We start from the raw sequence: 26,850 nt of genomic DNA on the forward strand, positions 1-26,850 counted from the left end.
CAGCTCCTCAATCATTATATTTATAAACCTACTGATAGTTCTTTTTCAAAAACTTTGGCAATATCTTCATTTTGACAAATCACCAACAAGGTGTCTGCTCCTGCCATTGTTCCTAAAATCTCTGGCAGCCCTTTCTCATCAATAAAGTTTGCTAAAACGCTAGCCTCCCCTAAATTAGTATTTAAAACTAACATAAAACTTGCTCGCGATACTTTCAAAATATATGAGCGTAAGGCTGGGCTAAATCGATTTGAAGTAGCTGTTGATAAACTATAATATAGCTTACCTTCTGGGCTACGTAATTTTAAAAGACCAATCTCACGCAAGTCTCTTGATAGAGTCGCTTGCGTGACATCGATTCCTTCATTTTTTAAATGTAATTTAATTTCTTCTTGTGTGCCAATCTGCCCTGATTGGATCAAACGTTTAATACGTTTTTGGCGTTCTATTTTATTCATGTTATTCAATCCTTTTTAGTTAGAATTATGCTTACCAAATTATATCAAAAAAAATTGTCTTTTTCACTTAGTAGTGATATCGTAATCATTCTGTAAAAAAGCTATAAAGTAGGCTAGTTCTTTACAGAATGCATTATGAATTTAATCAACAAGTTCTCGTCTATTTTTCATAATTATGTTAAAATAGGGTGACTATATTACTAATTAAAATAGGAGATACCATGGATACAAAACATCTAATTGCGAGTGAAATTCAAAAAGTTGTTCCAGATATGGAACAATCGACCATTCTTTCTTTATTAGAAACCCCAAAAAATTCGAGCATGGGAGATTTAGCTTTCCCAGCATTCTCTTTGGCTAAAACTCTACGCAAAGCACCTCAAATAATTGCTAGTGACATTGCTGAACAAATTAAAAGCGACCAATTTGAAAAGGTGGAAGCTGTTGGACCTTACGTTAACTTTTTCCTTGATAAAGCCGCAATCTCAAGTCAAGTTTTAAAACAAGTCTTATCTGATGGTTCTGCCTATGCTACTCAAAATATTGGTGAAGGACGAAATGTTGCCATTGACATGTCTAGTCCAAATATTGCTAAGCCATTCTCAATTGGACACCTTCGTTCAACAGTTATTGGTGATAGTTTAGCTAATATTTTTGATAAAATTGGCTATCATCCTGTTAAAATTAATCACCTTGGCGACTGGGGTAAACAATTTGGAATGTTAATCGTTGCCTATAAAAAATGGGGCAATGAAGAGGCTGTCCGTGCTCATCCCATCGATGAACTTTTAAAACTTTATGTCCGTATTAATGCTGAAGCCGAGACAGACCCTAGCGTTGATGAAGAGGCACGTGAGTGGTTTCGTAAACTTGAAGCTAACGATCCTGAAGCAACTGAATTATGGCAATGGTTCCGTGACGAGTCATTATTAGAATTCAACCGTCTTTACGATCAAATGAATGTTACATTTGATAGCTATAACGGCGAGGCATTCTACAACGACAAAATGGATGAAGTGCTTGAACTGCTAGAATCTAAAAACCTCCTAGTCGAATCTAAAGGTGCACAAGTTGTTAACCTAGAAAAATACGGTATTGAACATCCTGCCCTCATTAAAAAATCCGATGGAGCAACTCTCTACATTACACGTGACTTAGCTGCTGCACTTTACCGTAAACGTACCTACGATTTTGCAAAATCAATCTACGTTGTAGGAAACGAACAGTCTGCACACTTTAAGCAACTAAAAGCTGTGCTTAAAGAAATGGACTACGATTGGTCCGATGATATGACTCATGTTCCTTTTGGCCTTGTAACAAAAGGAGGAGCAAAATTATCAACTCGTAAAGGAAATGTAATTCTACTTGAACCTACTGTTGCAGAAGCTATTAATCGTGCGGCATCTCAGATTGAAGCTAAAAACCCTAACCTAGCAGATAAAGATAAAGTTGCTCAAGCAGTTGGTGTAGGTGCTATTAAATTTTACGATTTGAAAACTGATCGTACAAATGGTTATGACTTTGACTTAGAAGCAATGGTATCATTTGAAGGTGAAACTGGGCCATATGTACAATATGCACATGCTCGTATTCAATCAATCTTACGTAAAGCTAACTTTAGCCCATCTAATAGCGATAATTACAGTCTCAACGATGTTGAAAGCTGGGAAATCATCAAACTCATCCAAGATTTTCCTCGTATTATTGTACGTGCGGCAGATAATTTTGAGCCCTCTATTATTGCAAAATTCGCTATTAATTTAGCTCAGTGCTTCAATAAATATTACGCCCACACACGTATTTTAGATGAAGACGCTGAAATCAGTAGTCGTCTAGCACTTTGCTATGCAACTGCTACAGTATTAAAAGAATCTCTTCGCCTCCTAGGAGTTGATGCTCCGAATGAAATGTAAGAAATGACACTACTAAGACTGTCAAATTTATGACAGTCTTAATTTTTTATATTATAATAATAGCACAACAAGTTACAGGAGAATGCCATGCCATCAGAAAAAGAAATATTAGATGCTCTTAGTAAAGTTTATAGCGAAGAAGTAATACAAGCAGATGATTATTTTCGTCAAGCTATTTTCGAGCTCGCTAGTCAACTTGAAAAAGAGGGGATGAACTCACTCCTAGCTACAAAAATTGACTCACTTATCAATCAATACGTCTTAACACATCAATTTGATGCTCCTAAAAGCATATTTGATCTTAGTCGCTTGGTAAAAACAAAAGCTAGCCATTACAAGGGAACTGCTATCTCAGCTATTATGCTTGGTAGTTTCTTAAGTGGAGGACCAAAATAAAAATACAGGCCAGACAGCCTGTATTTTTATTTATCGTAATTTCTTCGTCGAATTTTAAAATCTGAGCTAATAACTTCATCTACATTTATAACAGAAATAAAAGCATCTGGGTCTAAATCAGCCATGATTTCTTTCACATCACGCACTTCACTTGGGTTAAGAGCTACGTACAAGACATCATGCTCTCTACCTGAGTAGGCACCTTGGCCCCGTAAAAAAGTTACACCCCTATTAATTTCATGCAAAATGGTTGCTGCTGCAGATTCTGATTCTTTGGTAATAATGATCATTCCACGAACAGTGTAGCCCCCATTTTCAACATTTGTTAACACTTGACTAAATACAAAGCTAGCTACTAACGTATATAGCATCTGTTGTAAATTAATATAAACAAGTGAAGACGTTAGAACTATAGCATCAATAAACAATAAGGTTTGCCCTAATTTTATTCCAGATTTTTCCTCTACAATACGACCAATAATATCTGCACCACCTGTAGTTGCACCATATCTAAATACTAAACCACTACCAGTTCCTGCTAAAATTCCAGCAGCTACTGCAACTAACATCATATCGTTTTTCAAAGGGACTGTTACAGGGATTTGTTGCCAAAACCACATGAAAAAAGACATTAACACTGTACCATATATAGTTAACAATAAGGATTTTTTCCCTAAAATCCTAGCCCCTAATATAAATAACGGGATATTAAGGAGAAGTGATGAAAGTGCTGGATTAACTCCGAAAAGTGCATGGATAATCAAAGTGACACCGGAAATACCTCCTTCAGCCAAATGATTAGCCATATTAAATTTGACAAAACCGAAAGTATAGAGAGCCACACCAAAGGCAATTAAAATAGTTTCTTTTATCTTTGTTTTTAAATCCAGTTTCAACATAGGCTTAATCCTTCCTTATTCAAAAAAGCTAAAGTTGTTTAAACAACTTAGCTTAATAACATCATAATGTTTCCTTAGTGGTGGCTGACCAAAAGTCATATATACAGTTAATCATCATCAACGAATCGTCCAATAATATGAACATTTTCTGCAACGGAAACAAAGGCTTTTGGATCCGCTTTTAGCATTAAATATTTAAAATCACTAAATTCTTCACGTGTTAATATAGTTATTAAAACTGCTTTTTTCTCATGATTATAAGTACCTTCAGCATCATTGATACAGGTTACACCACGATGTAAATCACGATGGATACGTTTAATGACGCAATCAGGCTTACTGGTAACAATCATCGCTTGCATCTTTTTTTGCTTTGTAAAAATGGCATCTGTAACTCTACTTGATACAAAAATGGTCACCATCGAGTACAAAGCGTACTTCCAACCAAATAAAAGACCTGCAAATAATAAAATAATACCATTAATAATAAAAGAAATACTACCTACATCTCTGCCTGTTTTCTTTCTAATTGTCAAACTGATAATATCTGTTCCCCCACTAGAAATTCTAGACTTAAAGCTAAAACCAACACCAGCTCCCATAATTAAACCACCAAAGATAGCATTGATTAAGGGATCAGTTGTAAGGGTGATTTGAGGCATTAGTTGAATGAAGATAGAGCTTACAGTTACTGTGATAAACGTAAAAATAGTAAATTTATGTCCAATCTTACGCCAAGATAATATCAGCAAAGGGATATTAATGGCATAAAAAGCTAAAGCAACTGGTATTTCAAAAGAAAACCAGTGTTTACTGACAGCTGAAATAACCTGAGCTAAACCAGTTGCTCCACTTGAATAAACATGTCCAGGTTGAAAAAAGAAATTGACAGCAACACTGGATAGAATACCATACAGCAATGAAGCCGAAATTTTCTCTGCATATTTTTCTCGTGAGATACTTTTTAAAGTGTGTAAGAGACCAAATTTTTTAGCCCATACACTGATAATATATTTTACCTTTTTTTCTAAAGGGGTTCGTCTAGTTTTCATAACTTTCTACAGTAAGTGATAATTCTTCTAATTGTTGTTCTGAAACGAGACTAGGAGCTTGAGTCATTGGATCACTAGCCTTATTGTTTTTAGGGAATGCAATAACTTCTCGAATATTGTCCTTGCCTGCTAACAACATAACAAAGCGGTCAAGGCCTATTGCCAATCCACCATGTGGTGGGAAGCCGTAATCCATAGCTTCAAGTAAGAAACCAAACTGTTCCTGAGCTGATTCAGCGCTAAATCCTAAAGCCTTGAACATACGCTCTTGTGTATCTTTTTGGTTAATACGTAGGCTACCACCGCCTAACTCATATCCATTCAAAACAATATCATAGGCAACTGCACGTACTTTAGCCAAATCCCCTTCCAACTCATGCGCTGTCTCCGCTGTTGGCAAGGTGAATGGATGATGAGCCGACATATATCGTCCCTCTTCTTCTGACCACTCAAACATTGGCCAATCAACAACCCATAGGAAATTAAATTTAGAATAATCAATGAGTTCAAGTTCTTTTGCAATGCGTGTACGAAGCGCTCCTAAAGTCTCGTTAGCTACTTCAAGACTATCTGCTACAAATAGAATTAAGTCATTATTCTCTAGCTGTAAAGCTTCTGTCAACCTACCTTCAATAGCTGTCAAGAACTTAGCAACCGGACCTGAAATAGTATTATCTGCATATTTTAGCCATGCTAAACCTTTGGCACCGTATTGTTTTGCAATTTCTGTTAATTTATCAATATTTTTTCGAGAGTACTTGTCCGCCTTATCTTTGACAACAATCGCTTTAACTACTGAAGCTTCTGAGAACACCTTGAAGTCAACTTCTTTGACAATTTCTGTCAAGTCTTGTAAAAGCATATCAAACCTTGTATCAGGCTTATCAGACCCGTAGTTATTCATTGCATCATCATATGCCATCCTTGGGAATGGTAAAGAAACCTCTAAACCTTTAGTGTCTTTCATTACTTTAGCAATCATACCCTCAACAATGTCTTGAATTTCTTGATCACTAAGGAATGATGTCTCTAAGTCAACTTGTGTAAACTCAGGTTGACGGTCTCCACGTAAATCCTCATCACGGAAACATTTGACAATTTGATAATAACGATCAAATCCCGCATTCATCAATAGCTGTTTTGTAATTTGAGGGCTTTGTGGAAGGGCATAAAAATGTCCTTGGTTGACACGTGATGGAACCAAATAGTCTCGTGCCCCCTCTGGAGTTGATTTTGTTAGCATCGGAGTTTCGACATCAATAAACTCTAAGTTGTCAAGGTAATTACGGATTGAGTGTGTTACTTTCGCACGTAATTTGAAATTTTCAAGCATTTCCGGACGACGAAGATCCAAGTAACGGTAACGCATGCGTGTATCATCATTTGCCTCAATACCATCTTTAATTTCAAATGGTGTTGTTTTCGAGGTATTAAGAATCGATAATTCTTGCACTTTTAATTCAACTTCTCCTGTTGGTAAATTATCATTAGCTTGTTCTCGTGCTGTCACTACACCGCTAACCTCTATAACAAATTCACTACGGAGACTTTCTGCGGTTGCCATAACTGAGGCTGATACTTCTTCAGGATTAATAACTAATTGCATGATTCCCTCGCGATCGCGAAGATCAATAAAAATAAGGCCTCCAAGGTCACGACGACGACCAACCCATCCTTTTAAAGTAATCGATGTTCCTATGTGCTCACTACGAACACGCCCAGCATACATACTACGTTTCATCTGTTTTCTCCATTTAAAATATTCATTCCAACCTATTATAACAAAAAGCACCTAAAAACCCCACCCATTAAGGAGAGTTTTTAGGAACTGTTTTACAATCCTAATTGTTTAAGCACAGATGAAAAATCTGTTTTAATGTTTTCAAAACTAACTTTAACTTCTTGACGTGTTTGATTATTTTTTAAACCGACCTCTTTCGAATCTACTTCACTGCTACCTAATGTCATAATCACTTTAGCATTAAAAGTATCTGCAGACTTAAATTGTGCTTTGATTTTACGACCCAAATAATCACGCTCTACTTTAAAACCCTGATGACGTATTGATTGTGCCAAATCTAAGGCAGCTAGATTAGCCTCTGATCCTAATACAGCTATATACAGATCTATAGTATTTTCTATTGGTAAAGAAATCCCTTGCTTATCTAATATTAAGAGCAAGCGTTCTAATCCTAATCCAAAACCAAATGCTGGTGTTTCTGGTCCACCAAAATAGGATACTAAGCCGTCATAACGGCCTCCAGCACAGATCGTTAATTCATTATCTTCAATCTCAGTGATAAACTCAAAAATAGTATGATTATAATAATCAAGACCACGAACCATATTAGTATCAATGATGTATGGAATATTTAGAGCATCAAGCATATGACACACAGCATCAAAGTGGGCTTGGCTTGACTCATCTAAATAATCTAAAATAGAAGGAGCATTTTCAACTGCTAGTTTGTCTTCTGGCTCCTTAGAGTCTAGTACGCGCAATGGATTTTCATTCAAACGACGTTGACTATCCTTAGACAATTGTTCACGTATGGGTGTTAAGTAATCAATAAGAGCTTGGCGATAGGCCTGACGACTTTCTGGATTCCCTAAACTATTAAGATGAAGTTTAACGTTTTTGATACCTAAATCTTCAAATAGATGATGTCCCATTGCGATTGTTTCAACATCAGTTGCTGGATTATTTGATCCAAAGCACTCAACGCCTACTTGATGAAATTCTCGTAAACGACCAGCCTGTGGGCGCTCATATCGGAACATTGATCCAATATAATACATTTTGGTTGGTTTTTGAACTTCTGGTGCAAATAGTTTATTTTCAACATAAGAACGTACAACAGGTGCTGTTCCTTCTGGACGAAGCGTAATGTGACGATCTCCTTTATCATGAAAATCATACATCTCTTTTGTAACGATATCCGTTGTATCCCCAACTGAGCGACTAATAACCTCGTAATGTTCAAACATTGGTGTACGAATTTCATCATAATGATATTGTTTAAAGAGATTGCGTATAACATTTTCAACGTATTGCCACTTTGCTGATTCTCCAGGTAAGATATCCTGAGTCCCTTTTGGTTTTTGAAGTTTCATAAGTTTACCTCTTCGATTAGTTTTCTCTTTAAACATTCTACCATTTTTTCTTATATTTTAAACAAGCATATATCATTTGCTTTAGTTTGATAGTATTTTCACCGTGAAATTGTAAAAATAAAAAGTTTTGTCAAGTAACTTTACTTTACAAAAAAGATATGTTATCATAGTGAAGTTGATGAAAATCAAAACTTACACATCGAAAGGAAGAATAAGAAAATGGCAGTACCTGCACGTCACACTTCAAAAGCGAAGAAAAACAAACGTCGTACACACTACAAATTGACAGCTCCATCTGTACAATTCGACGAAACTACTGGAGATTACTCACGTTCACACCGTGTATCACTCAAAGGATACTACAAAGGACGTAAAATCGCTAAAGCTAACGAAGCTAAATAATAGAAGGGAGATACCATGCGCGTAAATATTACACTTGAACATAAAGAATCTGGTGAACGCTTGTACCTTACTTCAAAAAACAAACGTAACACTCCAGACCGTCTTCAATTGAAAAAATACTCACCAAAACTTCGTAAACACGTTGTTTTCACTGAAGTTAAATAAGACATCATACAGAAAGCCTATGAAATCAACGTTTCTAGGCTTTTTTGCTTGCTTAAAATGTGGTTTTGTCTGATTTTTGTCTGATTAAAAGTATATTATCTATTCAAACATCTCCTATATCCGTCATACTTCCAAGTTTTTATGGAATCACTTTAAAGCAACTTTTTTCCACTTGCGAATCTTAGTTCTAAATGTTCCGAAAGGAGCTACCGTATTAATATGAATAAACTTATAAACTTCCCAGACTGCATTCTTAGTCGCACTATCAGCCCAATTTCTCATATGAGGTTTAAATAGGACTTCGTCGCTCATTGAATCAATCATGTTACCTATAGCATCTACATTATCATTGAGTTGAGCCGTAAGTTCTTTGATGGTTAGACTAGCGTAGGTCTCAGTAAAATGCTGATATAGCTCTCCAAGTTGATTCCATTTAAACGTCTCAGTTGGTGTTTTAACTTCTAAGCCACTCTGTTCATCTGACTCCCATTTTAGTATCAGGGTAGTCCAGCCAACCTGATAGGCTAGATTCTCCGCTGGTGTCCTATCAACCTCATCAATTCTTAAATCTTTCAACTTCTCAGGAATGTCATTGAATTCAGCAATATATTTTTTATATGATTTTAGTACTTCTTCCTTAAGTTCGTTTTTATCTGAATATGTTCTCATTTCTTTCCTCTTTAATTTAGTCAAGTTCATTGTATCATATTCTTTTCTCTTTTTCTTAGGAAGTACAGCTTTTATAATTCTATATATCAAATGAATTTTATTCAATCAACTTTTCTAGCTTTTCAACTGCCCCTCTCATGGTATCTTTTTGCTTCTTAATCACATGGAGATAGACACGCTCAATCTCCTTGGAATCCTCCGAGTGTCCGACAAATTCTCGAATAGTAGGGAGGTCAATACCTTCGCTAGCCATAATAGAGATAAAGCTATGGCGGAACATATGAGGGATGACATGAATCGGTCTGCCAAAGTCTAGAAAGCTATCGATATCCTTATAGGGCTTGCCTGCTTTCTTGTTATACTTTGCTGACTGACTAGAGCCACCTCTCAGGAATTGTGAGAGTTCGTTGTGATAAAGCGGAGAGCCTTGTCGATTACCTGCCCTAATATAGGTTCTAGTAAAGAGATACCCTAAGTCTTGGTAAGTCGGACTGAATTGAGCTTGAAATTTATTTCTGTCAATATAGTGACGTAGAATCTTCTCAACCTCAGGGCTCATTGGAATCGTGCGGACACTTTCCTTGGTCTTAAGGTCTGCTCGGTAGCGTTCCTTTTCGTCAAGATTGAGTGCTTCCATCATATCATCCGATTTATTCTTACTTGCCCTCTGCCAATGAACTTTTATCCACTTTTTCTCAAAATCAAGCATGTCTTCATTTAAGCCTAAAACCTCACTTGGTCGCATGCCTGTTAGAAAAATCATTCTCAATACATCTGCGATAAGTTGGTTATCAGGTCGATTAGTCCAGCTCTCTATCAGGCGGAGAACATGGTTAACCTCACTTGCTTCTAGATACTTCTCTGCTATATCTTCACGCTTCTTGTCCTGCTCCTCACTCTTTGTCAGAACTCGCCTTTTAACCTTATTGCTGGCAATCGGGTCTTGTGTAAGAGTTATCTGTCCATTTTCAACTGACCAGTCAAAAATCATCTTAAGGTAGATATGCAGATTTCTCGCCATGTGCATAGAAGAAGCATTGATAAGATTTTGAATTTCATCTGTCATAAAGGCAAATTTCGTGATGGACATTCTGGTATCAAAGTTCGGCTCAATATAGCGATTATAGATAGTAACCCTTGTTTTAAGGGTATTATTGGCTGGCTTGACCCTTTCATGCCATGCTTTAAAGGCTTTACCGTAAAAATTTCCATCTTTATCAAATGGCTTGGCGATTTCTTCTAGGGTTAAAAGTTTCTTGGCTTTCTTAGGCTTAATGCCCATTAGCTCGGCGATATAGTCATCAACTAATTTATTCAGTTCTTGCGTGACCTGAGTAATTAATTGTGTGTTTTTAATATCGCTGACCAAGAGACGTTCTTTCCCAGAAGGTAACTTTTTGCTCGGTGTTGCCTTGGTGGTAAACCACCCTTTACTAGCACCTGTAGAAAGGTATTTCTTATGAGATTTTTTAGTAATAGGGTGGGTGAATCGCATAGCGAATTTCACCAAGACATTACCCGCCTTATAAGGGTCTGGTCGCCAAGAACTGATGATAAGTACTCTTGAACCATTATCTCTCATAGGGACTACCTACGCCATCTTTGCGACATACTGATTGGCAATTTTGTAGTCAAACCACGCCACAAAGACTTCTGAGTGGATAAAGACATTGCCGTGTGTTCCTTTGATACCGAAAGCGTAAGGGCTGTCTTTCATCTGACGAATGTAACTATTAAGTGTTGCAACGGTCATGCCATGCCAGAGCTCATCTAGAAAGACGGATTTGCGGTACCAGTTACGGGTTAAGTCAAAATCATGTTCTGTTTTTAATGTTGCCATTGAATTCTCCTTCTGTTTTAGTTATAATCAAGTTAGTTATTTTTGGAAAGGCGATTTGTAGCTTGCTACAGGTCGTCTTTTCTTATGCCCCAATAGGCTGAGCTTAGTTGCTCTTGTTTGTACTGCTGAATGTCAGTCTCGTCTGTTTCGGTTAGCTTAGAAATCCCCAATTCAAGTAAGTGCTGGATATAGCTATCTGCCTTTTCTTGCCCGTGAGATTCCGCCTTAGCGACATAGAGTTTTCCGAGTGTTCGTGAGACTTGTTTCTCTGTCCACTTCTCAGAACGTTTTAGGGTAGGTTTTGTCCGTTTTACGCTTAAGACCGTCTTTTCTTGTGTCTCTAGATAGTCATTCCACCATTTTACCGTCTTTCTTCGCCAACGGTTAGAATCCTTGTCCCTCGGGCTGACAAAACGGTAGTGTCCGTTAATAACTTCAAAGTAAATCTCTTTGAGCGGTCGCCCCTCTTTAATCTGTTTGGCTAGTAAATTTGCTTTTTCCTGCCAGCACCTCAGCTCTGCTCTTGTCCATGATAAGGGCGTATTTGGCAATTCTTGGTCTAGCTTTTGTTCTAACAATTTGTTATAGACACACCATTGCTGAGTACCTCTAACACCAATCGTAACCATTTCACCGACCTTTTCACCATTTTCAAGAAGGCTCTTTTCATGGTAATCAAAGGTTTTAGCGGTTGATATACAGAGTTGCTTTTTACAATAACTGTAAATGAGTGGGACGGATAGACTGTCATCAAAGATATCGTTGGCAATATCTAGTCTCGTAACGTTACTATGACATTCAGAAATGCGTTTCATCAAGGTTACCCAGTTATTGACATTGTTTTCCATATATTCTTCATACTGACGGCACCCCTGCCCTCTCAGTTCGATAAAGACTCCCATCTTTGATTGCCAGTCCTTATTGAAGTAAACCTTTATCTCTGAGAAGGAATAATGCCGTTGATACTTGTTTATCCCCCATTCATTGAGGACAAACTTGTCTTTAGGAAGAATGAGGATTTTCTCAATGACATCATCTGGAGCCAAGCCTTTAATCGTTACGGCTAAATAGTCTAACATCACTGAGTTATCCATGTCTAGGCTCCAATAAATTTAATATCGGTTGCCACTAGCTTTAAGCCACCCCAATTCCCTCCACCATTATTGTTGGCTCGCCAACCAAGATGGACTTCTGGATTGACAAGTTCTACCACAAGGGAGTTTAACCCATCCTTTTCAACGGATTTAGCCAACTTGTCAAGATTGTCTACAATCTCCAAGCGAATGCCCTTAAGGTCATCAGAAGAATAGCCCAAGTCTTTCAAGGCTTGAATTTTGTCTGTATCTTGTACAGAGCAAGTGATTTTAGCCACTTCATCTGTCGCAATGCTTTCGCCATTGACATTTTTATAGACTGGTGCAACCCGTGAAGAAAGGATAGTCACTTTCTTTGGAATGTCAAATTGTGATTTATCTAATTTCAAATCACCAACTTTTATGGTTTCGTCTGTTAAGTTAAATTTTGTCATGTGTTTTTCTCCTGTTCATAAAAGCTACGCCTACATGAAATCTGTCATAAATCGTTGATATCATGGGCTTTATAAAGATTTTTTTCGTGAAATTTGCTTCAAATCGCTGAACCCCTTGCTTATCAAGGGTTTTGACCACATTTCGTGTATGTGTGCACCCCCTAATAGGGAACGGGGTGCAATTTCAATTTCGATTTCAGCCGTTTGCCACCTTCCCCACCTGCTCTGGGCTACCGTATTGACCACTCGCCCAGCGGTGGGGTGGCGAACCGTCTTCATCGTTTGAAGAAACCAATTCTCTTAGATGTTTTATCCCCTGTCTCTTTCTCTAAGTTCTGAATTCTGACAAGAAGCACTTCTAACTTCTGTTTCAACTCAGTTAGGTTTCTTTGGTAATCCTCTTGAATTTCCATAAAAGAAACTTCTAGCTCGTCTACAAGCTCTCTAATGGGTTTCTGATGGTCTTTTCCCTTGGAACTCCCATAAACGCTTAGAATTGCCCTCTCAAGCCCTAATGAGGACTTCTTATCCGCGACCGCTTGAAAGTAGGCAAGGTCATCATCTGTAAAGAGATAGATTTTAGAATAAGATTTCCGACCCGTTCTCACTCTACTTTCTTTAAATTGAGTACCAGTCAAGCTTTCAATTTTTAATCGCCACTTTTTCAGTGTTGAAACTGAGTTAAGACCGTCAACCCTATCCACAACTTCTTGATAATCATATTCATTCATTAGCTTACCTGTGTTTTCTGATTGAGAAAGTCGGTCACAATCTGCAAGGCTCTAGATTCAATCAATCGTTCAAATCCCGTACTCTTGATAAGGTGATAGAGTTCTCTGTCATCTAAATCTTTGCAGTCCTCTGGTTTGATGAAAACTTTCTCTTGTGTCTCTGGCGAGTAGGCAACCCACTCCACCATTTGTAGTTCAATACTTGTTTGATTCATAATTACCCTCTTTTCTGACGTTTGCATCCAACTAGCATTTATCCGAAATATCTGGTATAATTACAGTAATTAGATTTACTGTCCTTGAACGATGTACCAGATTGTTCAAGGATTTTTTCTACCTTCCTTTCTTTTTTGATTGTTAAGTTAGCTCCTTTCTATCAATAATATACGATTTTATATACGATTGCTGTAAATTTTTTGAACAATCCTAATGCTCATTAAAAATTATATACGAAAACATATACGATGTCAAGTATTAACCACAAAAAAATGTACGATTTTATAAACTACTATGTTATAATGGTCTGAGAGGTAACTTATGTTTGAAATACTTAAACCTGATAAAAAGGCTGTTGGGAAAAGATTGAGGCAAGTCAAGGATGAGTTAAATTTGTCTTTTACAGATTTTGGAAATCGTCTTGGACTAAAAAAATCAACCATCAACGCATATGTAAGAGGAGATAACTTAGCGCCTCTTGAAGTTTTAGAAAAAGTATCAAAAATCTATGGAAAACCTGTAGGTTGGTTTTACTATGGAGAATTGGAAGAATATATTGAACTTTACCTTAGAAAACTTGGTTATGGTACATTCCTAGATGAATATCCTGAGACACCGTTAAAGATAAAGGATGAGCTTTTTAGGATTAAAGCAAATCCAAAACAATTAATCACAACTAACGGGGGAGTAACCATTGGAACATTTGAGAATCCTAATTGGGAAAATGACTTTGGTTACCCAAATGAAGGCTACCTAGATGATATCTTTTTTGAAATGCTTTGTGAAACTCTAAAGAACTCAATTAGACAGGAAGCTCAAACCTACCTAAGTCAGCAAGAAGGACTTGACGATACTAAAATCAAAGAACTCTCTAATTACTTTGCCAACCAAATCTACATCTCATATGATTTTGTCGGAAATTTAGAAAATCTTTCTAAAGATAAAATCAAGCAAGAAGTTAAAGAAAGCTATGAACGTCTGCTTAAAGATTCACCTCAAGCAGGTGTAGAAGTTAGCTATGATTCCAATTACCTACTTGGTTTTCTAATAAATACACTTGCGGATAGTCAAACAACAAGGCAATTACTTTCAGATATGTCACAAGCAACAGTCGGTATGCCTTTTTCACAATTTCATGAGGGACACGAATTAGTTGAGGTTATCCAATCTGTCAGACCACGGCTGATAGAACTTTACAATAACACGACCTTTGATGATTGGACTGACTGGGCGGAGAAATGATTTTAGAAAGGAAGATGCAAATGGATAACAAATTCAAAAATATCCCAAAACGGCATTTACCACAAAAACTCCCATTTGACTACACGTCAATATATACTGACCCACAAATCATTAAATTAACTACTAGGGCAAATATTGCAATCGGTACTTACGAAGGATTTCTAGAGTCTATCATTAACCCTATGCTACTAATCTCCCCTTTGCTTAGCCAAGAAGCCGTTCTCTCTTCAAAACTTGAAGGGACCCATGCCACCTTGAAAGACTTACTTAATTATGAAGCTGGTAATAAAGTAGATATTGAGCGTGATGAATTGCATGAAATCATTAACTACCGAAAGGCTCTCTTTTATGCTCTAGAAAACATTTCCACCATCAACAACATCGATTCTAAAGGATTACCGTTATCCAATAGAATTATTAGACTTCCTGCGAAACAAAATATGGTACAATAGTTCTATGAATTATGAAGCAAGCAAACAATTAACTGATGTACGATTTAAGCGCCTTGTTGGTGTTCAGCGCACTACTTTTGAAGAGATGTTAGCTGTGTTAAAAACAGCTTATCAACGTAAACACGCAAAAGGTGGCCGAACCCCTAAGTTAAGCTTAGAAGATCTCCTCATGGCTACTCTTCAATACATGCGAGAATACCGCACTTATGAACAAATTGCGGCTGATTTTGGCATTCACGAAAGCAACTTAATCCGTCGAAGTCAATGGGTTGAATCAACTCTTATTCAAAGTGGTTTTACGATTTCAAAAACTCATCTTAGTGCTGAGGATACGGTGATTGTGGATGCAACAGAGGTAAAAATCAATCGTCCTAAAAAAATCAACTAGCGAATTATTCTGGTAAAAAGAAATGTCATGCTATGAAGGCTCAGGCGATTGTCACAAGCCAAGGGAGAATTGTTTCTTTGGATATTGCAGTGAACTATTGCCACGATATGAAGTTGTTCAAAATGAGTCGCAGAAACATCGGACAAGCTGCTAAAATCTTGGCAGACAGTGGTTATCAAGGGATCATGAAGATGTATTCACAAGCGCAAACTCCGAGGAAATCAAGCAAACTTAAGCCACTAACTCTTGAAGATAAAACCTATAACCATACGCTATCCAAAGAGAGAATCAAGGTTGAGAATATTTTTGCCAAAGTAAAAACGTTTAAAATATTTTCAACAACCTATCGAAATCGACGCAAACGGTTTGGATTACGAATGAATTTGATTGCTGGAATGATCAACCGTGAACTAGGATTTTAGTTTCGCAGGAAGTCTATTAAAGAAATGCACAAAATTCTTCTAGATAATGTTAGAGGTAGTAGTAAAAATCCTGGTAATTTTAAGAGAAGTCAAAACTATATCGGTAGTGTATCCTCGATTTCATACACTCCTGTCCCCGCGGAAAAAACACCAGAATACATGTCTAATTTGGAGCAATATATCCATTATGATGACTTAGACTTATTGGTTCAGTCAGCAATTATCCATGCTCAATTTGAAATGATTCACCCTTTTGAAGACGGTAATGGACGAATTGGACGATTGCTTATACCACTATTCCTGTACTATCAGGAACTACTTTCTTATCCAACATTTTATATGAGTTCGTATTTTGAAAGAGATAGGTCTCTTTACATATCACACCTATCAAACATTTCAAAAGACAACAACTGGAAAGACTGGTTTGAGTATTACCTAGAAGGAGTGATATTGTCCGCAGAAGAGAGTACAAAAAAAGCTCAGGACATACTAAGCCTATATAACATTATGAAGGAACAAGTCATCCCTAAACTTAATTCTGTTTCAGGTATCCAGCTTCTTGACTTTATATTCTCGGCTCCAATCTTTAAGGCAGAACAAGTTAGTGAACACCTAAAAATTTCTAAGAGAACTACCTATACTTTACTAAATAAGTTAATTGATGAAGGTTATCTTTCAACAGATAATGCTCAAAGGAATAGAACCTACTATTGTCCTCAACTTCTTTCAATCGTTCAATAAGGTATCTCTTAATGAAGTAATGTTCACCTCTGCTTCACTTATTTCTTTTTTAGTGAAGCAAAAGTCATCTTTACTTCTCTTATCTATTTCTTAATGAAGCGAAACCTGTTTTGGCTTCACTTGTTTTTTATTATGTGAAGCAGAGTTGGATTTCGCTTCACTTAGCGACTGGTAAGTGACTTATCATTTATACTTTATTTTTATACTGAATAAAAGGAATTTTACCCATGCCCAAGAATAGGATAAACAATTTCATCAATATAGGAGGCTTAATCTTAGTAATCTCTTTTCTACTATTAGTCCTTGATATAGTTAATCTTCCAACGAAATTTGGTTTTAATATAAAGACTTTAAATATTGAAATTTGGAATATTTACGCTACGCTTTTAGGAAGCGGGTTAACTCTGTATGGTGTAATTATAACAATTAACAGTCAGTATGAGTCACAGATAGAGGATACTAAACGGATTGTAAAGCCTATGATTAATGTGTCACCTGTTGACGAGTATAGCTACAAGGATAAGTATATTCAATTTGACTTTATATTCCCCAAAGCATATCCAAACCTTTTAAGAAAGGATAATATTGACACTCCAAATGTCACCATCTCTCTGGAAAATCTTGGAACTAGAGAATTGTATAATTTATATATAGGAAATTTTGAAGCTACTTATTTTGATGATGGTGGCTATTATTATCAACTTAATCCAATTTTATATTCAAACCATAAGGTACAACTTAATCTTATGTTCTATGAAAAAAATGGTTATCTTAAAGAATTTAATCAGGAAGATAAATTTCATTTGCTCATTTCTCCTATCAAATTTTCAATCTATTTTCAGGATTGCTTGAATAATTGGTACGAACAATCGTTTAAATTACGTATTTTCCACCAAGTTCAAGCAGACAGGTCAGATGAAGAAAATTCACTAACAGTTAGTATTGAAAGAGTAGAGATATATTCTGCCCCTAAAGAAATTTCTCCCGATTCACTTCCGTGGATAACTAATCCAAGTAAGTTATGCCAGTTTGGGTGAATCACTAATAAAGCGACCACACTCTTATCCAATTTATTAGCAGTGAACTAAATTTTGTCTGATTTTTGTCTGATTAAAACTGATGCAAGGGCAAAATCACTCTATTTCATCAATAATTGAAAGATTTAAAAGCCCGTAAAATCAACGTTTCTGAACGTAACAAATATTGCTAAATCACACATTACGCTTACTGAAGTTAAATAATTGATTATAAAAAAGCCTATGAAATCAATATTTCTGGGCTTTTTATTTTTAAAAATAAAATCTGACAAAAAAGTATAAATTTACCTCTTACCTTCAGGTAGTTAGTCATTCTTTTAAAACTCACTTTTTTATAACTGAAAATATTGTTCTTAATTTTAAAAATTCATTTTAGATTCATTTTACGACTATATACTCAGAAGTAACAAACCTAATCCAAGGTTTGAAAAAAGAAAGAAGGAAGTCAGTATGACAAACTATAAAAACAACTTTAAAAAATTCATGAGCAATAAATTATACGTAGGGTTAGCTTCCATTACGCTACTTGGTATTGGGGGAGCTATAGGAGTAAGTGGAGCTGCATTAGCGCATAACCATCACTCAGAACACATGTCTTTTGAACATAAGCATGAAGGACACGATAAACATCACGATCATAGAGAAAAATACTCACTAAAAACATTAAAGAATATCTCGACAAAAATCGATTATAAGACTGCCTTAGAAACTGCCAAAAAAGAAGCTCGCTCAGGCTTTATTTCACAAATTGAATTAAATACCAAAGGTGATACACCTTTTTATGAAATCAAAGTTATTGATAATAAAATAGCTAAAAAATATAAAATTGATGCTAATTCTGGGAAGATCCTTTCAACAACATCAGATAATCAACTCAATTCAAAAGATGCCCAATTAAAACAACCAAGTAAAGATATTCAGACTGCATTACAAGCTATTCAAGCAAAATATAAAAATGCAAAAATAAAAGAAATTTCTCTTGCGAATAACAAATCAAATAAGCTAGTTTATAAAGTAAAACTACTTGATGGAAATACTCCTAAGATTGCCCAATTTGATAGTGATAAAGCATCATTTATAAAGGCAAATAAGCTTAATACAACTCATAAAAATCACGACTAATACTAGTGTATTAAAGGGAATAGGACCTCAGTACTCCATTCCCTTTTGTGATATAATGGAAAAAAGCCATACGGAGGCCAAAAAATGAAAATCCTTGTTGTTGAAGATGAGTTTGACTTGAACCGTAGTATTGTAAAACTTTTAAAAAAGCAACACTACAGTGTTGACAGTGCTTCAAATGGTGAAGAAGCCTTACAATTTGTTTCAGTGGCAGAATATGATGTGATTATCTTAGATGTAATGATGCCAAAAATGGACGGCTTCACCTTTTTAAAACTGCTTCGCAACAAAGGAAGTCAAGTATCTATTCTTATGTTGACTGCTCGAGATGCCGTTGAAGATCGTATCGCAGGTCTAGATTTTGGTGCGGATGATTACCTTGTAAAACCATTTGAATTTGGAGAACTCATGGCCCGAATTCGAGCTATGTTACGACGTGCAAATAGACAAGTATCTTCTGATGATATTCAAATTCAAGATATAACAATCAATTTATCTACAAAGCAAGTTTGGAGAAACGACAATTTGATTGATTTAACAGCTAAGGAATACGAAGTCCTTGAGTATTTGGCACGTCACAGAGACCAAGTCCTCTCTCGTCATCAAATTCGTGAACACGTTTGGGATTATGATTATTATGGAGAGTCCAATATTATTGATGTCCTTATCAAAAACCTTCGTCGAAAACTAGATAACAATCGAGATGGATCACTAATAAAAACTAAACGAGGTTTAGGATATGTTATTCCAAAGTAAAATAAATTACCCTAAAAAGTCTAGCATCATCACTCAAATTACCCTCTGGTACAGCTCTTTTATTTTTATCCTTGTTATCGGTGTATTAATTGGTTCATTTTTTATTTCAAAAAGCATTGCTGAAAACAAATCTAAAAAAAATTTAGAAGCTAAAGCTGTGCAAATGAGTCAAGCGTTAGCTAAAGGTCATCGGTATGAGGCTTTTGAAGATGGAATATTTTATTCAGTCTATGACCAAAATGGAAAAGTTATCTATTCTGGTTTTCCAAAAGGATTTAAAAGGGATTTAGACCATCAACATAAACATAAAAAGAAATTATCTCTATTTTCCATGGAGAATCGTACCTTTCAGTATGTTGATATTCCAATTTCTGGGAAAAATCAGTGGTTACGTGCTATCCGTACTGTTGACAGACTGGATAAGCAATTAACTGAATTGTTATTTAGTTTGGGTATCGTTCTTCCTCTTATGTTGATTATAATAACTGTTGGTGGCTATTTAATTTTAAAGCGCACTTTTAGACCGATTCAAGAAATTACTGAAACCGCTCAATTTATTACCCAAAATGAAGACTATACTAAGCGAATTATCACTAAAAATAACGAAAATGAATTAACTGAGCTAGCAGCTGTTATCAATACTATGTTGGCTTCTATTGAATCATCATTTGTTCGGGAAAAACAATTTAACAATGATGTTTCTCATGAACTACGGACTCCTGTAACAGTTATACTTTCTGAAAGTGAATACGGAAAAAACTACGCAGAAAATTTAAGTGAAGCAAAAGAATCCTTTGAGGTTATACACCGTCAGTCACTATCAATGAAAAAATTAGTTGAGCAACTTCTAGAATTGACTAAGGCAGAAAATCCATTATCAATTCAGTTAGAACCTCTTAATTTCTCAATTATGATGAAGCAACTAGTATCCGATTCGAGTAGATTATTAGATAATACCCCTATACACCTTGACTCTCAAATCGAAGATGACCTTTGGATTATAGGTCAACAAACACTACTCAAACGGCTTTTTGATAATCTATTTTCAAATGCTATTAAATTTACAAACAATCATATTTCTATTAGTCTAAGACAGTCCGATAATCAAATTGTCTTCTCTATTAAAGATAATGGTCTAGGTATCTCAGTTGATGACCAAAGTAAAATTTGGAACCGTTTCTATCAAGTGGACTCTGCTCGAACCAAGGATAGTCAGTCTGGAATTGGTTTAGGGCTATCTTTAGTAAAACAAATCGCTACAATACACCGTGCTAAAATATGGGTTGATTCTAAACCTGATGATGGCAGTCAGTTTACGCTCACCTTTCCAAAATTGAAGAAAGACTAGAGAAAGGAAATAAAAAAAACGATAGATTACACCTATCGTTTTTTTTATTTAACTTAAACTCAATTTATTATATCTCTTCAGATATTTTTGAGACTAATAGCTGAAATCTTTAAAGTATTAAAACTTGTAGAACTAACAAACCGCCACCAAATATTAGGAGGAATAAAACAACCGGCCACACAAATTTTAGCCAATGGGAGTACTTCATATCTAACATCTGCAAGGTTGCCATAACTAGTCCAGTAGGTGCTAAAAACAACATTGCATACTGCCCAAATTGATAAGCCATTACTACTACTGAACGAGGAATCCCAACAGTATCTGCAAGAGGTGCTAGAATTGGCATTGAAAGTACTGCTAAACCCGACGAGGATGGAACAACAAATCCTAACACAAAGTAGATAAACATCATAACAATGATAAAGACAGAGCCACTAACATGTGAAGCTAATTTTGAAGCTGTGTAAAGCATCGTATCTGATATATAACCTTGGCTCAAAATAATATTGATACCACGCGCTAAACCAATGATTAATGAAACCCCAACAAGGCTTGATGCACCATTAACAAACTCATCAACAACATCCCTTTCTCCAATACCATTTGCCCCAGTTGCTGTTAAAAACATAATAATAATTGTAATAGCTAAAAAGGAAGAAGCCATGGTTGGAAACCACCATCCCTGTGACATTACTCCCCAAACCATCAAAGGAAATGAAATAACAAATAAACTTAAAATAATTTTTTGTCTAATAGTAAAGAGTGAGGGTGTATGGTTAGTTGTCATGCCCCATTTAGCATTAAATTCTACTCTATCTTCATAGGAATATGAAAACTCTGGATTCGCTTTTATTTTTTTAGCATACCAATGTAGATACACCACAACAAAAATAGCACCTGCAATACACCCTGCTGTACGCCATGATAAGCCTTCTGTGAAACTAATACCAGCTGCATTTGAAGCAATAACAGAAGAAAACGGATTAATTGTTGAAAATGATGTCCCAACAGAACTTGCTAAGAAAATAGCACCTACACAAATGATAGAATCATAACCCATGGCTAAAAAGATTGGAACTAAAATAGGATAAAAAGCAACTGCTTCTTCTTCAATACCACATAGAGTACCGCCTAAAACCATCAATAAGGAAACTAAAAATATCAATAAAAACTCTCTACCTTTGGTTTTCTTTGTTAAAGCTAGAAGACCAGACTCAAAAGCGCCACTCTTTCTAACTACTCCTATCATGCCTCCAAGTACCATGATAAATACCATAATATCAACAGCTTCAATGGTTCCATTTACCATACTAGTCGTCACGGAGCCAATGCCTGCTGGATTTTGCTTCAAACGTTTGTAAGTATTTGGAACTGAAACTGGCTTACTAATAGCACCAGAAGTAAATTCTTTAATTTTAATTTTGACATTCATCTTATCCAACTGTGTTTGCGTTGCTGGAACATGAACTGTCTTACCATTTGGATCTGTTACTACTAGTTTGGATGATGCTGTATCAAATTGTAATTTTGAATAGGACCCAGCAGGTATCCACCATGTAGCCAAAACCGAAAAGATTGTTAAAATGAATAATATTGTAAAGGCACCTGGCATTCGAAAACCTTTACTCCTTTTGTTTTCACTGTTTGTCATTTTTTCTGGCATGACACGCCTCCTCTATAATAAAAATAGATTGACTTCATCAGAAAAAGTGCAAAGATGAAGGTTAAATAATCATTTCTTTGCACTTATCTGAGATTACTTAGTTATACGTGTTCCTAATTTCCCATCTAATGCATCTTCTAAACCATTTAATGAGGTGATTAAGGCTGTTCCTTTCGGATTGTGATCTAAGAAACTCATACAGGCTATTACTTTAGGTAACATACTTCCTTTTGCAAACTCACCTTGGTTAACGTAATCAATCATTTGATTCTCATTAACCTCTGTTAAAGCTTTTTGATTTTCTTTACCAAATTGAGTATAAACATAATCAACTGCAGTGAGAATAATCAATTGATCCGCAGCTAGTTCTCCTGCTAACAGTGCACTAGATTTGTCTTTATCAATAACAGCTGCAATACCTTCATAACCTCCCTTATTAATGACAGGGATGCCTCCACCTCCACCTGCGATAACTAGGGTATCATTTTCAATAAGTGTTTTAATGCTATTAATTTCGATGATTTTTTTAGGTTCAGGTGAAGCAACAACACGACGATACCCTCGTCCAGCGTCTTCTACGAAAGTATACCCTTTCTCTATAGCAATCTTTTCTGATGTCTCCTTATCATAAAAGGTGCCTATAGGCTTGGTAGGTGCGCTAAATGCTTGGTCTGATTCATCCACCTCAATTTGGGTAATAATTGTAGCAACTTCCTTATTTATTCCCTCTTGACGTAATTCATTTAAAAGGCTCTGTTGGAGATGATAGCCTATGTATCCTTGGCTCATTGCTCCACATTCTGGAAAAGGAAAATTAGTTCCTTGACCACTCTCAGCCGCAAAATTCATTCCTAAATTAATGGCACCAACTTGTGGTCCATTACCATGACTTACAACAATTTCGTGTCCCTTTTTTATCAAGGCCACCAATGATTTTGCAGTATGTTTTACTAATCTTAATTGTTCTTCTGGAGAATTTCCTAAGGCATTTCCTCCTAGTGCAACAACAATTTTTGCCATGAAAATTCCTCCTAATCACCTAAAGTTGCTACCATAACTGCTTTAATAGTATGCATACGATTTTCAGCTTCTTGGAAAACAACTGAGTGAGGGCCTTCAAAAACTTCATCTGATACTTCCATTTCCTTCAAACCATATTTTTCATAAATGTCGTATCCAACTTTAGTATCTATATTATGAAATGAGGGCAAGCAATGCTCGAAAATAACGTTTGGATTTTCTGTCATATTAAGCATTTCTTGGGTAATACGATAGGGTTCTAAAAGAGCTATTCTTTCTTTCCAAACTTCATCCGGTTCTCCCATTGAAACCCAAACATCTGTATATAGGACGTCTGAATCTCTGACGCCTTCTGCAATATCAGCAGTGATTTCAATAGAAGCACCAGTAGTTTTCGCAATTTCTTGACATTTAGAGAGTAGTTCAGGATCTGGCTCTAATTCTTTAGGACAAACCAAATGATAAGTCATGCCTACAATAGAAGCACCGATCATCAAGGCATTAGCGACATTGTTACGTCCATCACCCACATACGTAAAGCGAATATCTTTATAGGGCTTATGTAAGCATTCCTTAGCGGTCAGAAAATCGGCTAGTACTTGCGTTGGATGATCAGCATCGGTTAAACCATTCCACACAGGAACTCCTGAAAATTCGGCTAAAGTCTCAACTGTTTCTTGAGAAAATCCACGATACTCAATACCATCATACATACCACCTAGCACACGCGCAGTGTCTTTTGAGGTCTCTTTTTTACCCATCTGACTGCCTGTTGGACCTAAATAAGTAACATGAGCTCCTTGATCGTGAGCAGCAACTTCAAAAGCGCAACGTGTCCGTGTAGAATCTTTTTCAAAAATCAAAGCGATATTTTTACCAACAAGTTTTTGTTGTTCAATTCCTGCGTATTTAGCACGTTTTAAATCTTCTGAAAGTTTTAAAAGAAATTCAACTTCTGCTGTACTAAAATCCAATAAAGTAAGAAAACTACGGTTACGTAAATTTTTCATTGCTTATTGCCTCCTTTTTTTTTATACTCTTATTGTAGATATCGCTTTCAAAAATAATCAAAATTCATCAAAAATCTTCAAAAAAACTTTAAGGACATTTATATGCTAGATATATTATCAGAAAAACATCTAGAAAGAAGGCAGCGTATTATTATCTCTGCAATAGCTATCGCCTTAGCTGCTCAAATCAATATCTCAATACTTGCTGATGGGTTTATTATGACCTTATCTTTGTTCATTTTGCCTGTCTTTTTATATTTTAATGACGACATTAATCCAATTCTTCTCTGTCTAGGAATTACTTTTGCTTCTCCTATCTTCAGAGGAATCATATTAAGTATCGCTGGCGAGGCTGAGATTCATCAAATAATTGAATTCGTTTTAACTGATATGGCGTTTTATATTTGTTATGGCATCACCTTTTATACTATTTATTGGCATCGTTCCTACCGTAATAAAGGTACTTTTTTCTTTTCTATCATTATTTGTGATTATTTTGCCAACCTTGTAGAAATTAGTTTTCTCATAAAGTTTAACAATTATACTATAACTATATTCGCTACTTTATTTGCCATAGCACTTTTGCGAGCTTTTATTAGTTGCGCTGTGGCTTATACTTATAGTTATCTATCACTTCTCTTACAAAAAGACGATCACGAACGTCGATACTATTATTTTATGTGGTCAACTTCAGCCGTTAAAAGCGAGGTTTATTTTATGCAAAAAAATATCATTGAAATTGAAAACATCATGAAAAATGCTTATTTATTAGATAAAGAGTTATCCAAATATCATCTACCTAAAGAATACCAACACCTCTCTCTAGATATTTCGCGGGACGTTCACGAAGTTAAGAAAGATTACCAAAATATTATTAAAGGCTTAGGAACCTATTTTAGTGTAAAAAATGAATCAACTATGGCATTGAAAGATATCTTTCAAATTGTTTTATCTTATACTAGGAGTATTATTCAATTTCGGCATCAAGATATCATTATTCTCGAAAATAATAAATGTAATTTGATAATATCAAACTATTACTATTTACTAACCATTATTTCCAATATCGTTTTAAATGCAGTAGAAGCTATTGATAAACAAAAAAAGGGTACAATCAGTGTTCACACAGAAGAATTAGAAGATTTTATTAAAATTGAGATTAGTGATAACGGACCAGGAATACCTGATAAAATGAAACACATGATTTTCAAACCTGGATTTTCGACTAAATTTGATGCTAATGGTGATATCTATCGAGGAATCGGGCTATCCCACGTGCGTATTTTAATGGAAGAGCAATATCAAGGAACGATAACTGTTTGTCCTAATCAGCCAAATGGAACAACATTTACACTGTTATTCCGTAAAAATCGATTTAAGTTAGGAGATAATACGTGAAATTCTATATTATTGATGATGACCCCACTATCACTATGATTTTACAAGATATTATTGAAGAAGATTTCAATAATACAGTAGTCAGAGTGAATAATGTCTCCAGTAAAGCATACAACGAATTGCTGATTGCAGATGTTGATATCGTATTGATTGATTTATTAATGCCAATATTAGACGGTGTAACATTAGTCCAAAAAATCTATAAACAGCGTTCCGATTTAAAATTTATTATGATTTCCCAAGTCAAAGATAATGATTTACGACAAGAAGCATATAAAGCAGGAATCGAATTTTTTATTAATAAACCCATTAATATTATTGAAGTAAAAAGCGTCGTGAAACGTGTCACTGATACTATCGAAATGCAAAAAAAATTAAATACAATCCAAAATCTCCTAGAAAATACGCCATCATATCAAAAGCCTATAACGACTAGTAACCTCACTAAAATCCGTTCAATACTCAGTTATTTAGGTATTACTTCAGAGACAGCCTACACAGATATTCTTAACATCTGTGAACTTTTATTAAAACAAGAATTAAATTTTGCCCAATTTGATTTTCAAAAAGAACTTTCTATCGATGAACACCAACAAAAAATCATTTTACAACGTATTCGTCGTGCCGTTAAAAAAGCTATGATAAATATGGCTCATCTGTACATTGATGATTTTGAAAATGAATTAACACTGCAATATGCTAATGCATTGTTTGGATTTCAGAATATCCATAATGAGGCACAACTTATTCAAGGAAAAAGCATGTATGGTGGTAAAATTTCACTTAAACATTTTTTCGATGAACTTATTTTACAGAGTAAAACGTTTTAAGACTTGTTTAAGCATGGCCTTATATACTATAACCATCC

Annotated in this window: 28 protein-coding genes and 2 pseudogenes; 14 read left to right on the top strand and 16 right to left on the bottom strand. The window is 35.6% G+C overall.

Annotated features, from left to right (window positions below; all coding sequences use genetic code 11):
- Positions 1–20: 20 nt before the first annotated feature.
- Positions 21–458, bottom strand: coding sequence for an arginine repressor (argR, locus tag EGX96_RS04560; protein WP_001033152.1), 438 nt, complete (start codon positions 456–458; stop codon positions 21–23).
- Between the two features lie 221 nt (positions 459–679).
- Between argR and argS the strand changes: the two genes are divergently transcribed.
- Positions 680–2,371: an arginine--tRNA ligase gene (gene argS / locus EGX96_RS04565; RefSeq protein ID WP_000379868.1), complete on the top strand. Its 1,692-nt coding sequence runs from the start codon at positions 680–682 to the stop codon at positions 2,369–2,371.
- A gap of 87 nt (positions 2,372–2,458) precedes the next feature.
- Complete coding sequence (locus EGX96_RS04570; RefSeq protein ID WP_001138859.1) at positions 2,459–2,767, top strand: bacteriocin immunity protein; 309 nt, start codon at positions 2,459–2,461, stop codon at positions 2,765–2,767.
- 26 nt (positions 2,768–2,793) lie between these two features.
- Here the strand turns inward: EGX96_RS04570 and EGX96_RS04575 are convergent, their stop codons facing one another.
- The 4 genes from EGX96_RS04575 to hisS form a co-directional block, all read right to left on the bottom strand.
- On the bottom strand, positions 2,794–3,666 hold the full coding sequence (locus EGX96_RS04575; protein ID WP_000915479.1) for a YitT family protein: 873 nt from the start codon (positions 3,664–3,666) through the stop codon (positions 2,794–2,796).
- Positions 3,667–3,773: 107 nt separating this feature from the next.
- Entirely contained in the window at positions 3,774–4,718 is a 945-nt protein-coding gene (locus tag EGX96_RS04580) for a YitT family protein (RefSeq protein WP_000857770.1), read from the bottom strand.
- Entirely contained in the window at positions 4,708–6,459 is a 1,752-nt protein-coding gene (gene aspS, locus EGX96_RS04585) for an aspartate--tRNA ligase (protein ID WP_000830929.1), read from the bottom strand. The genes EGX96_RS04580 and aspS overlap by 11 nt, the downstream gene beginning before the upstream one ends.
- A 92-nt stretch (positions 6,460–6,551) precedes the next feature.
- Positions 6,552–7,832 carry a histidine--tRNA ligase gene (gene hisS / locus EGX96_RS04590; protein ID WP_000775901.1) on the bottom strand — a complete coding sequence of 427 codons (1,281 nt, stop codon included), beginning with the start codon at positions 7,830–7,832 and terminating at the stop codon, positions 6,552–6,554.
- Between the two features lie 219 nt (positions 7,833–8,051).
- On the opposite strand from hisS, the gene rpmF reads away from it, so the two are divergent.
- Positions 8,052–8,234: a 50S ribosomal protein L32 gene (gene rpmF / locus EGX96_RS04595; RefSeq protein WP_000290414.1), complete on the top strand. Its 183-nt coding sequence runs from the start codon at positions 8,052–8,054 to the stop codon at positions 8,232–8,234.
- 15 nt (positions 8,235–8,249) lie between these two features.
- On the top strand, positions 8,250–8,399 hold the full coding sequence (rpmG, locus tag EGX96_RS04600) for a 50S ribosomal protein L33 (RefSeq protein ID WP_001265622.1): 150 nt from the start codon (positions 8,250–8,252) through the stop codon (positions 8,397–8,399).
- A gap of 147 nt (positions 8,400–8,546) precedes the next feature.
- Here the strand turns inward: rpmG and EGX96_RS04605 are convergent, their stop codons facing one another.
- From EGX96_RS04605 to EGX96_RS04640, 8 genes are all read right to left on the bottom strand, one after another.
- Complete coding sequence (locus EGX96_RS04605; RefSeq protein WP_011058389.1) at positions 8,547–9,068, bottom strand: ClbS/DfsB family four-helix bundle protein; 522 nt, start codon at positions 9,066–9,068, stop codon at positions 8,547–8,549.
- A 97-nt stretch (positions 9,069–9,165) separates the two neighbouring features.
- On the bottom strand, positions 9,166–10,650 hold the full coding sequence (locus tag EGX96_RS04610; protein ID WP_001205484.1) for a tyrosine-type recombinase/integrase: 1,485 nt from the start codon (positions 10,648–10,650) through the stop codon (positions 9,166–9,168).
- A 9-nt stretch (positions 10,651–10,659) separates the two neighbouring features.
- Positions 10,660–10,908 (bottom strand): hypothetical protein, encoded by a 249-nt coding sequence (locus tag EGX96_RS04615; RefSeq protein ID WP_000212595.1) that lies wholly within the window; start codon positions 10,906–10,908, stop codon positions 10,660–10,662.
- 65 nt (positions 10,909–10,973) lie between these two features.
- Positions 10,974–12,002, bottom strand: a complete 1,029-nt coding sequence (locus EGX96_RS04620) for a replication initiation factor domain-containing protein (protein WP_000370558.1) — start codon at positions 12,000–12,002, stop codon at positions 10,974–10,976.
- 2 nt (positions 12,003–12,004) lie between these two features.
- Entirely contained in the window at positions 12,005–12,436 is a 432-nt protein-coding gene (locus EGX96_RS04625; protein WP_000159997.1) for a hypothetical protein, read from the bottom strand.
- A 69-nt stretch (positions 12,437–12,505) separates the two neighbouring features.
- Positions 12,506–12,715: a hypothetical protein gene (locus EGX96_RS11290; RefSeq protein ID WP_000860007.1), complete on the bottom strand. Its 210-nt coding sequence runs from the start codon at positions 12,713–12,715 to the stop codon at positions 12,506–12,508.
- Positions 12,712–13,167 (bottom strand): hypothetical protein, encoded by a 456-nt coding sequence (locus EGX96_RS04635; RefSeq protein ID WP_001008113.1) that lies wholly within the window; start codon positions 13,165–13,167, stop codon positions 12,712–12,714. Before EGX96_RS04635 ends, EGX96_RS11290 begins: the two co-directional genes overlap by 4 nt.
- Positions 13,167–13,382 carry a hypothetical protein gene (locus EGX96_RS04640; protein WP_001077089.1) on the bottom strand — a complete coding sequence of 72 codons (216 nt, stop codon included), beginning with the start codon at positions 13,380–13,382 and terminating at the stop codon, positions 13,167–13,169. Before EGX96_RS04640 ends, EGX96_RS04635 begins: the two co-directional genes overlap by 1 nt.
- A 322-nt stretch (positions 13,383–13,704) precedes the next feature.
- Here EGX96_RS04640 and EGX96_RS04645 point away from each other — a divergent pair, with 322 nt between their 5' ends.
- The 8 genes and pseudogenes from EGX96_RS04645 (at position 13,705) to EGX96_RS04680 (ending at position 20,891) form a co-directional block, all read left to right on the top strand.
- Entirely contained in the window at positions 13,705–14,625 is a 921-nt protein-coding gene (locus tag EGX96_RS04645; RefSeq protein WP_000461681.1) for a helix-turn-helix domain-containing protein, read from the top strand.
- A 20-nt stretch (positions 14,626–14,645) separates the two neighbouring features.
- Positions 14,646–15,047: pseudogene (locus EGX96_RS04650) on the top strand (Fic/DOC family N-terminal domain-containing protein); the annotation flags it as partial.
- Between the two features lie 34 nt (positions 15,048–15,081).
- A protein-coding gene (locus EGX96_RS04655; RefSeq protein WP_088181596.1) for an IS5-like element IS1381A family transposase occupies positions 15,082–15,887 on the top strand; the annotation gives its coding sequence in 2 pieces (ribosomal slippage) (positions 15,082–15,456 and positions 15,459–15,887; 804 coding nt in all).
- Between the two features lie 15 nt (positions 15,888–15,902).
- Positions 15,903–16,628: pseudogene (locus tag EGX96_RS04660) on the top strand (Fic family protein); the annotation flags it as partial.
- 227 nt (positions 16,629–16,855) lie between these two features.
- The gene (locus EGX96_RS04665; RefSeq protein ID WP_001125681.1) at positions 16,856–17,665 is read left to right on the top strand and encodes a hypothetical protein; all 810 of its coding nucleotides are present in this window, start codon (positions 16,856–16,858) and stop codon (positions 17,663–17,665) included.
- A 450-nt stretch (positions 17,666–18,115) separates the two neighbouring features.
- A complete protein-coding gene (locus EGX96_RS04670; RefSeq protein WP_000186293.1) occupies positions 18,116–18,787 on the top strand; it encodes a PepSY domain-containing protein in 672 nt (223 codons plus the stop codon).
- Positions 18,788–18,871: 84 nt separating this feature from the next.
- Positions 18,872–19,543: a response regulator transcription factor gene (locus EGX96_RS04675; protein ID WP_000699614.1), complete on the top strand. Its 672-nt coding sequence runs from the start codon at positions 18,872–18,874 to the stop codon at positions 19,541–19,543.
- A complete protein-coding gene (locus tag EGX96_RS04680; RefSeq protein ID WP_000898853.1) occupies positions 19,527–20,891 on the top strand; it encodes a sensor histidine kinase in 1,365 nt (454 codons plus the stop codon). The genes EGX96_RS04675 and EGX96_RS04680 overlap by 17 nt, the downstream gene beginning before the upstream one ends.
- A gap of 109 nt (positions 20,892–21,000) precedes the next feature.
- Here EGX96_RS04680 and EGX96_RS04685 read toward each other — a convergent pair whose 3' ends face one another.
- The 3 genes from EGX96_RS04685 to argF all read right to left on the bottom strand — a co-directional run bounded on the left by EGX96_RS04685 (position 21,001) and on the right by argF (position 24,584).
- Complete coding sequence (locus EGX96_RS04685) at positions 21,001–22,554, bottom strand: YfcC family protein (RefSeq protein ID WP_001114296.1); 1,554 nt, start codon at positions 22,552–22,554, stop codon at positions 21,001–21,003.
- 93 nt (positions 22,555–22,647) lie between these two features.
- Entirely contained in the window at positions 22,648–23,574 is a 927-nt protein-coding gene (gene arcC / locus EGX96_RS04690; protein ID WP_001074357.1) for a carbamate kinase, read from the bottom strand.
- 11 nt (positions 23,575–23,585) lie between these two features.
- Positions 23,586–24,584 (bottom strand): ornithine carbamoyltransferase, encoded by a 999-nt coding sequence (gene argF / locus EGX96_RS04695; RefSeq protein WP_000793622.1) that lies wholly within the window; start codon positions 24,582–24,584, stop codon positions 23,586–23,588.
- Positions 24,585–24,686: 102 nt separating this feature from the next.
- Between argF and EGX96_RS04700 the strand changes: the two genes are divergently transcribed.
- Together EGX96_RS04700 and EGX96_RS04705 are read left to right on the top strand one after the other, a co-directional pair.
- Entirely contained in the window at positions 24,687–25,982 is a 1,296-nt protein-coding gene (locus tag EGX96_RS04700) for an ATP-binding protein (RefSeq protein ID WP_000884296.1), read from the top strand.
- Positions 25,979–26,812, top strand: coding sequence for a DNA-binding domain-containing protein (locus EGX96_RS04705; protein ID WP_000675241.1), 834 nt, complete (start codon positions 25,979–25,981; stop codon positions 26,810–26,812). Before EGX96_RS04700 ends, EGX96_RS04705 begins: the two co-directional genes overlap by 4 nt.
- Positions 26,813–26,850: the final 38 nt, after the last annotated feature.

It is taken from the genome of Streptococcus sp. FDAARGOS_520, assembly GCF_003812685.1.
In the GTDB taxonomy this organism is placed as follows: Bacteria; Bacillota; Bacilli; order Lactobacillales; family Streptococcaceae; genus Streptococcus; species Streptococcus agalactiae.

Excerpts from the sequence above, each read along its gene's own strand:
- argR (WP_001033152.1), bottom strand. The coding sequence starts at position 458 with ATGAATAAAATAGAACGCCAAAAACGTATTAAACGTTTGATCCAATCA.
- argS (WP_000379868.1), top strand. The coding sequence starts at position 680 with ATGGATACAAAACATCTAATTGCGAGTGAAATTCAAAAAGTTGTTCCA.
- EGX96_RS04570 (WP_001138859.1), top strand. The coding sequence starts at position 2,459 with ATGCCATCAGAAAAAGAAATATTAGATGCTCTTAGTAAAGTTTATAGC.
- EGX96_RS04575 (WP_000915479.1), bottom strand. The coding sequence starts at position 3,666 with ATGTTGAAACTGGATTTAAAAACAAAGATAAAAGAAACTATTTTAATT.
- EGX96_RS04580 (WP_000857770.1), bottom strand. The coding sequence starts at position 4,718 with ATGAAAACTAGACGAACCCCTTTAGAAAAAAAGGTAAAATATATTATC.
- aspS (WP_000830929.1), bottom strand. The coding sequence starts at position 6,459 with ATGAAACGTAGTATGTATGCTGGGCGTGTTCGTAGTGAGCACATAGGA.
- hisS (WP_000775901.1), bottom strand. The coding sequence starts at position 7,832 with ATGAAACTTCAAAAACCAAAAGGGACTCAGGATATCTTACCTGGAGAA.
- rpmF (WP_000290414.1), top strand. The coding sequence starts at position 8,052 with ATGGCAGTACCTGCACGTCACACTTCAAAAGCGAAGAAAAACAAACGT.
- rpmG (WP_001265622.1), top strand. The coding sequence starts at position 8,250 with ATGCGCGTAAATATTACACTTGAACATAAAGAATCTGGTGAACGCTTG.
- EGX96_RS04605 (WP_011058389.1), bottom strand. The coding sequence starts at position 9,068 with ATGAGAACATATTCAGATAAAAACGAACTTAAGGAAGAAGTACTAAAA.
- EGX96_RS04610 (WP_001205484.1), bottom strand. The coding sequence starts at position 10,650 with ATGAGAGATAATGGTTCAAGAGTACTTATCATCAGTTCTTGGCGACCA.
- EGX96_RS04615 (WP_000212595.1), bottom strand. The coding sequence starts at position 10,908 with ATGGCAACATTAAAAACAGAACATGATTTTGACTTAACCCGTAACTGG.
- EGX96_RS04620 (WP_000370558.1), bottom strand. The coding sequence starts at position 12,002 with ATGGATAACTCAGTGATGTTAGACTATTTAGCCGTAACGATTAAAGGC.
- EGX96_RS04625 (WP_000159997.1), bottom strand. The coding sequence starts at position 12,436 with ATGACAAAATTTAACTTAACAGACGAAACCATAAAAGTTGGTGATTTG.
- EGX96_RS11290 (WP_000860007.1), bottom strand. The coding sequence starts at position 12,715 with ATGAAGACGGTTCGCCACCCCACCGCTGGGCGAGTGGTCAATACGGTA.
- EGX96_RS04635 (WP_001008113.1), bottom strand. The coding sequence starts at position 13,167 with ATGAATGAATATGATTATCAAGAAGTTGTGGATAGGGTTGACGGTCTT.
- EGX96_RS04640 (WP_001077089.1), bottom strand. The coding sequence starts at position 13,382 with ATGAATCAAACAAGTATTGAACTACAAATGGTGGAGTGGGTTGCCTAC.
- EGX96_RS04645 (WP_000461681.1), top strand. The coding sequence starts at position 13,705 with ATGTTTGAAATACTTAAACCTGATAAAAAGGCTGTTGGGAAAAGATTG.
- EGX96_RS04665 (WP_001125681.1), top strand. The coding sequence starts at position 16,856 with ATGCCCAAGAATAGGATAAACAATTTCATCAATATAGGAGGCTTAATC.
- EGX96_RS04670 (WP_000186293.1), top strand. The coding sequence starts at position 18,116 with ATGACAAACTATAAAAACAACTTTAAAAAATTCATGAGCAATAAATTA.
- EGX96_RS04675 (WP_000699614.1), top strand. The coding sequence starts at position 18,872 with ATGAAAATCCTTGTTGTTGAAGATGAGTTTGACTTGAACCGTAGTATT.
- EGX96_RS04680 (WP_000898853.1), top strand. The coding sequence starts at position 19,527 with ATGTTATTCCAAAGTAAAATAAATTACCCTAAAAAGTCTAGCATCATC.
- EGX96_RS04685 (WP_001114296.1), bottom strand. The coding sequence starts at position 22,554 with ATGCCAGAAAAAATGACAAACAGTGAAAACAAAAGGAGTAAAGGTTTT.
- arcC (WP_001074357.1), bottom strand. The coding sequence starts at position 23,574 with ATGGCAAAAATTGTTGTTGCACTAGGAGGAAATGCCTTAGGAAATTCT.
- argF (WP_000793622.1), bottom strand. The coding sequence starts at position 24,584 with ATGAAAAATTTACGTAACCGTAGTTTTCTTACTTTATTGGATTTTAGT.
- EGX96_RS04700 (WP_000884296.1), top strand. The coding sequence starts at position 24,687 with ATGCTAGATATATTATCAGAAAAACATCTAGAAAGAAGGCAGCGTATT.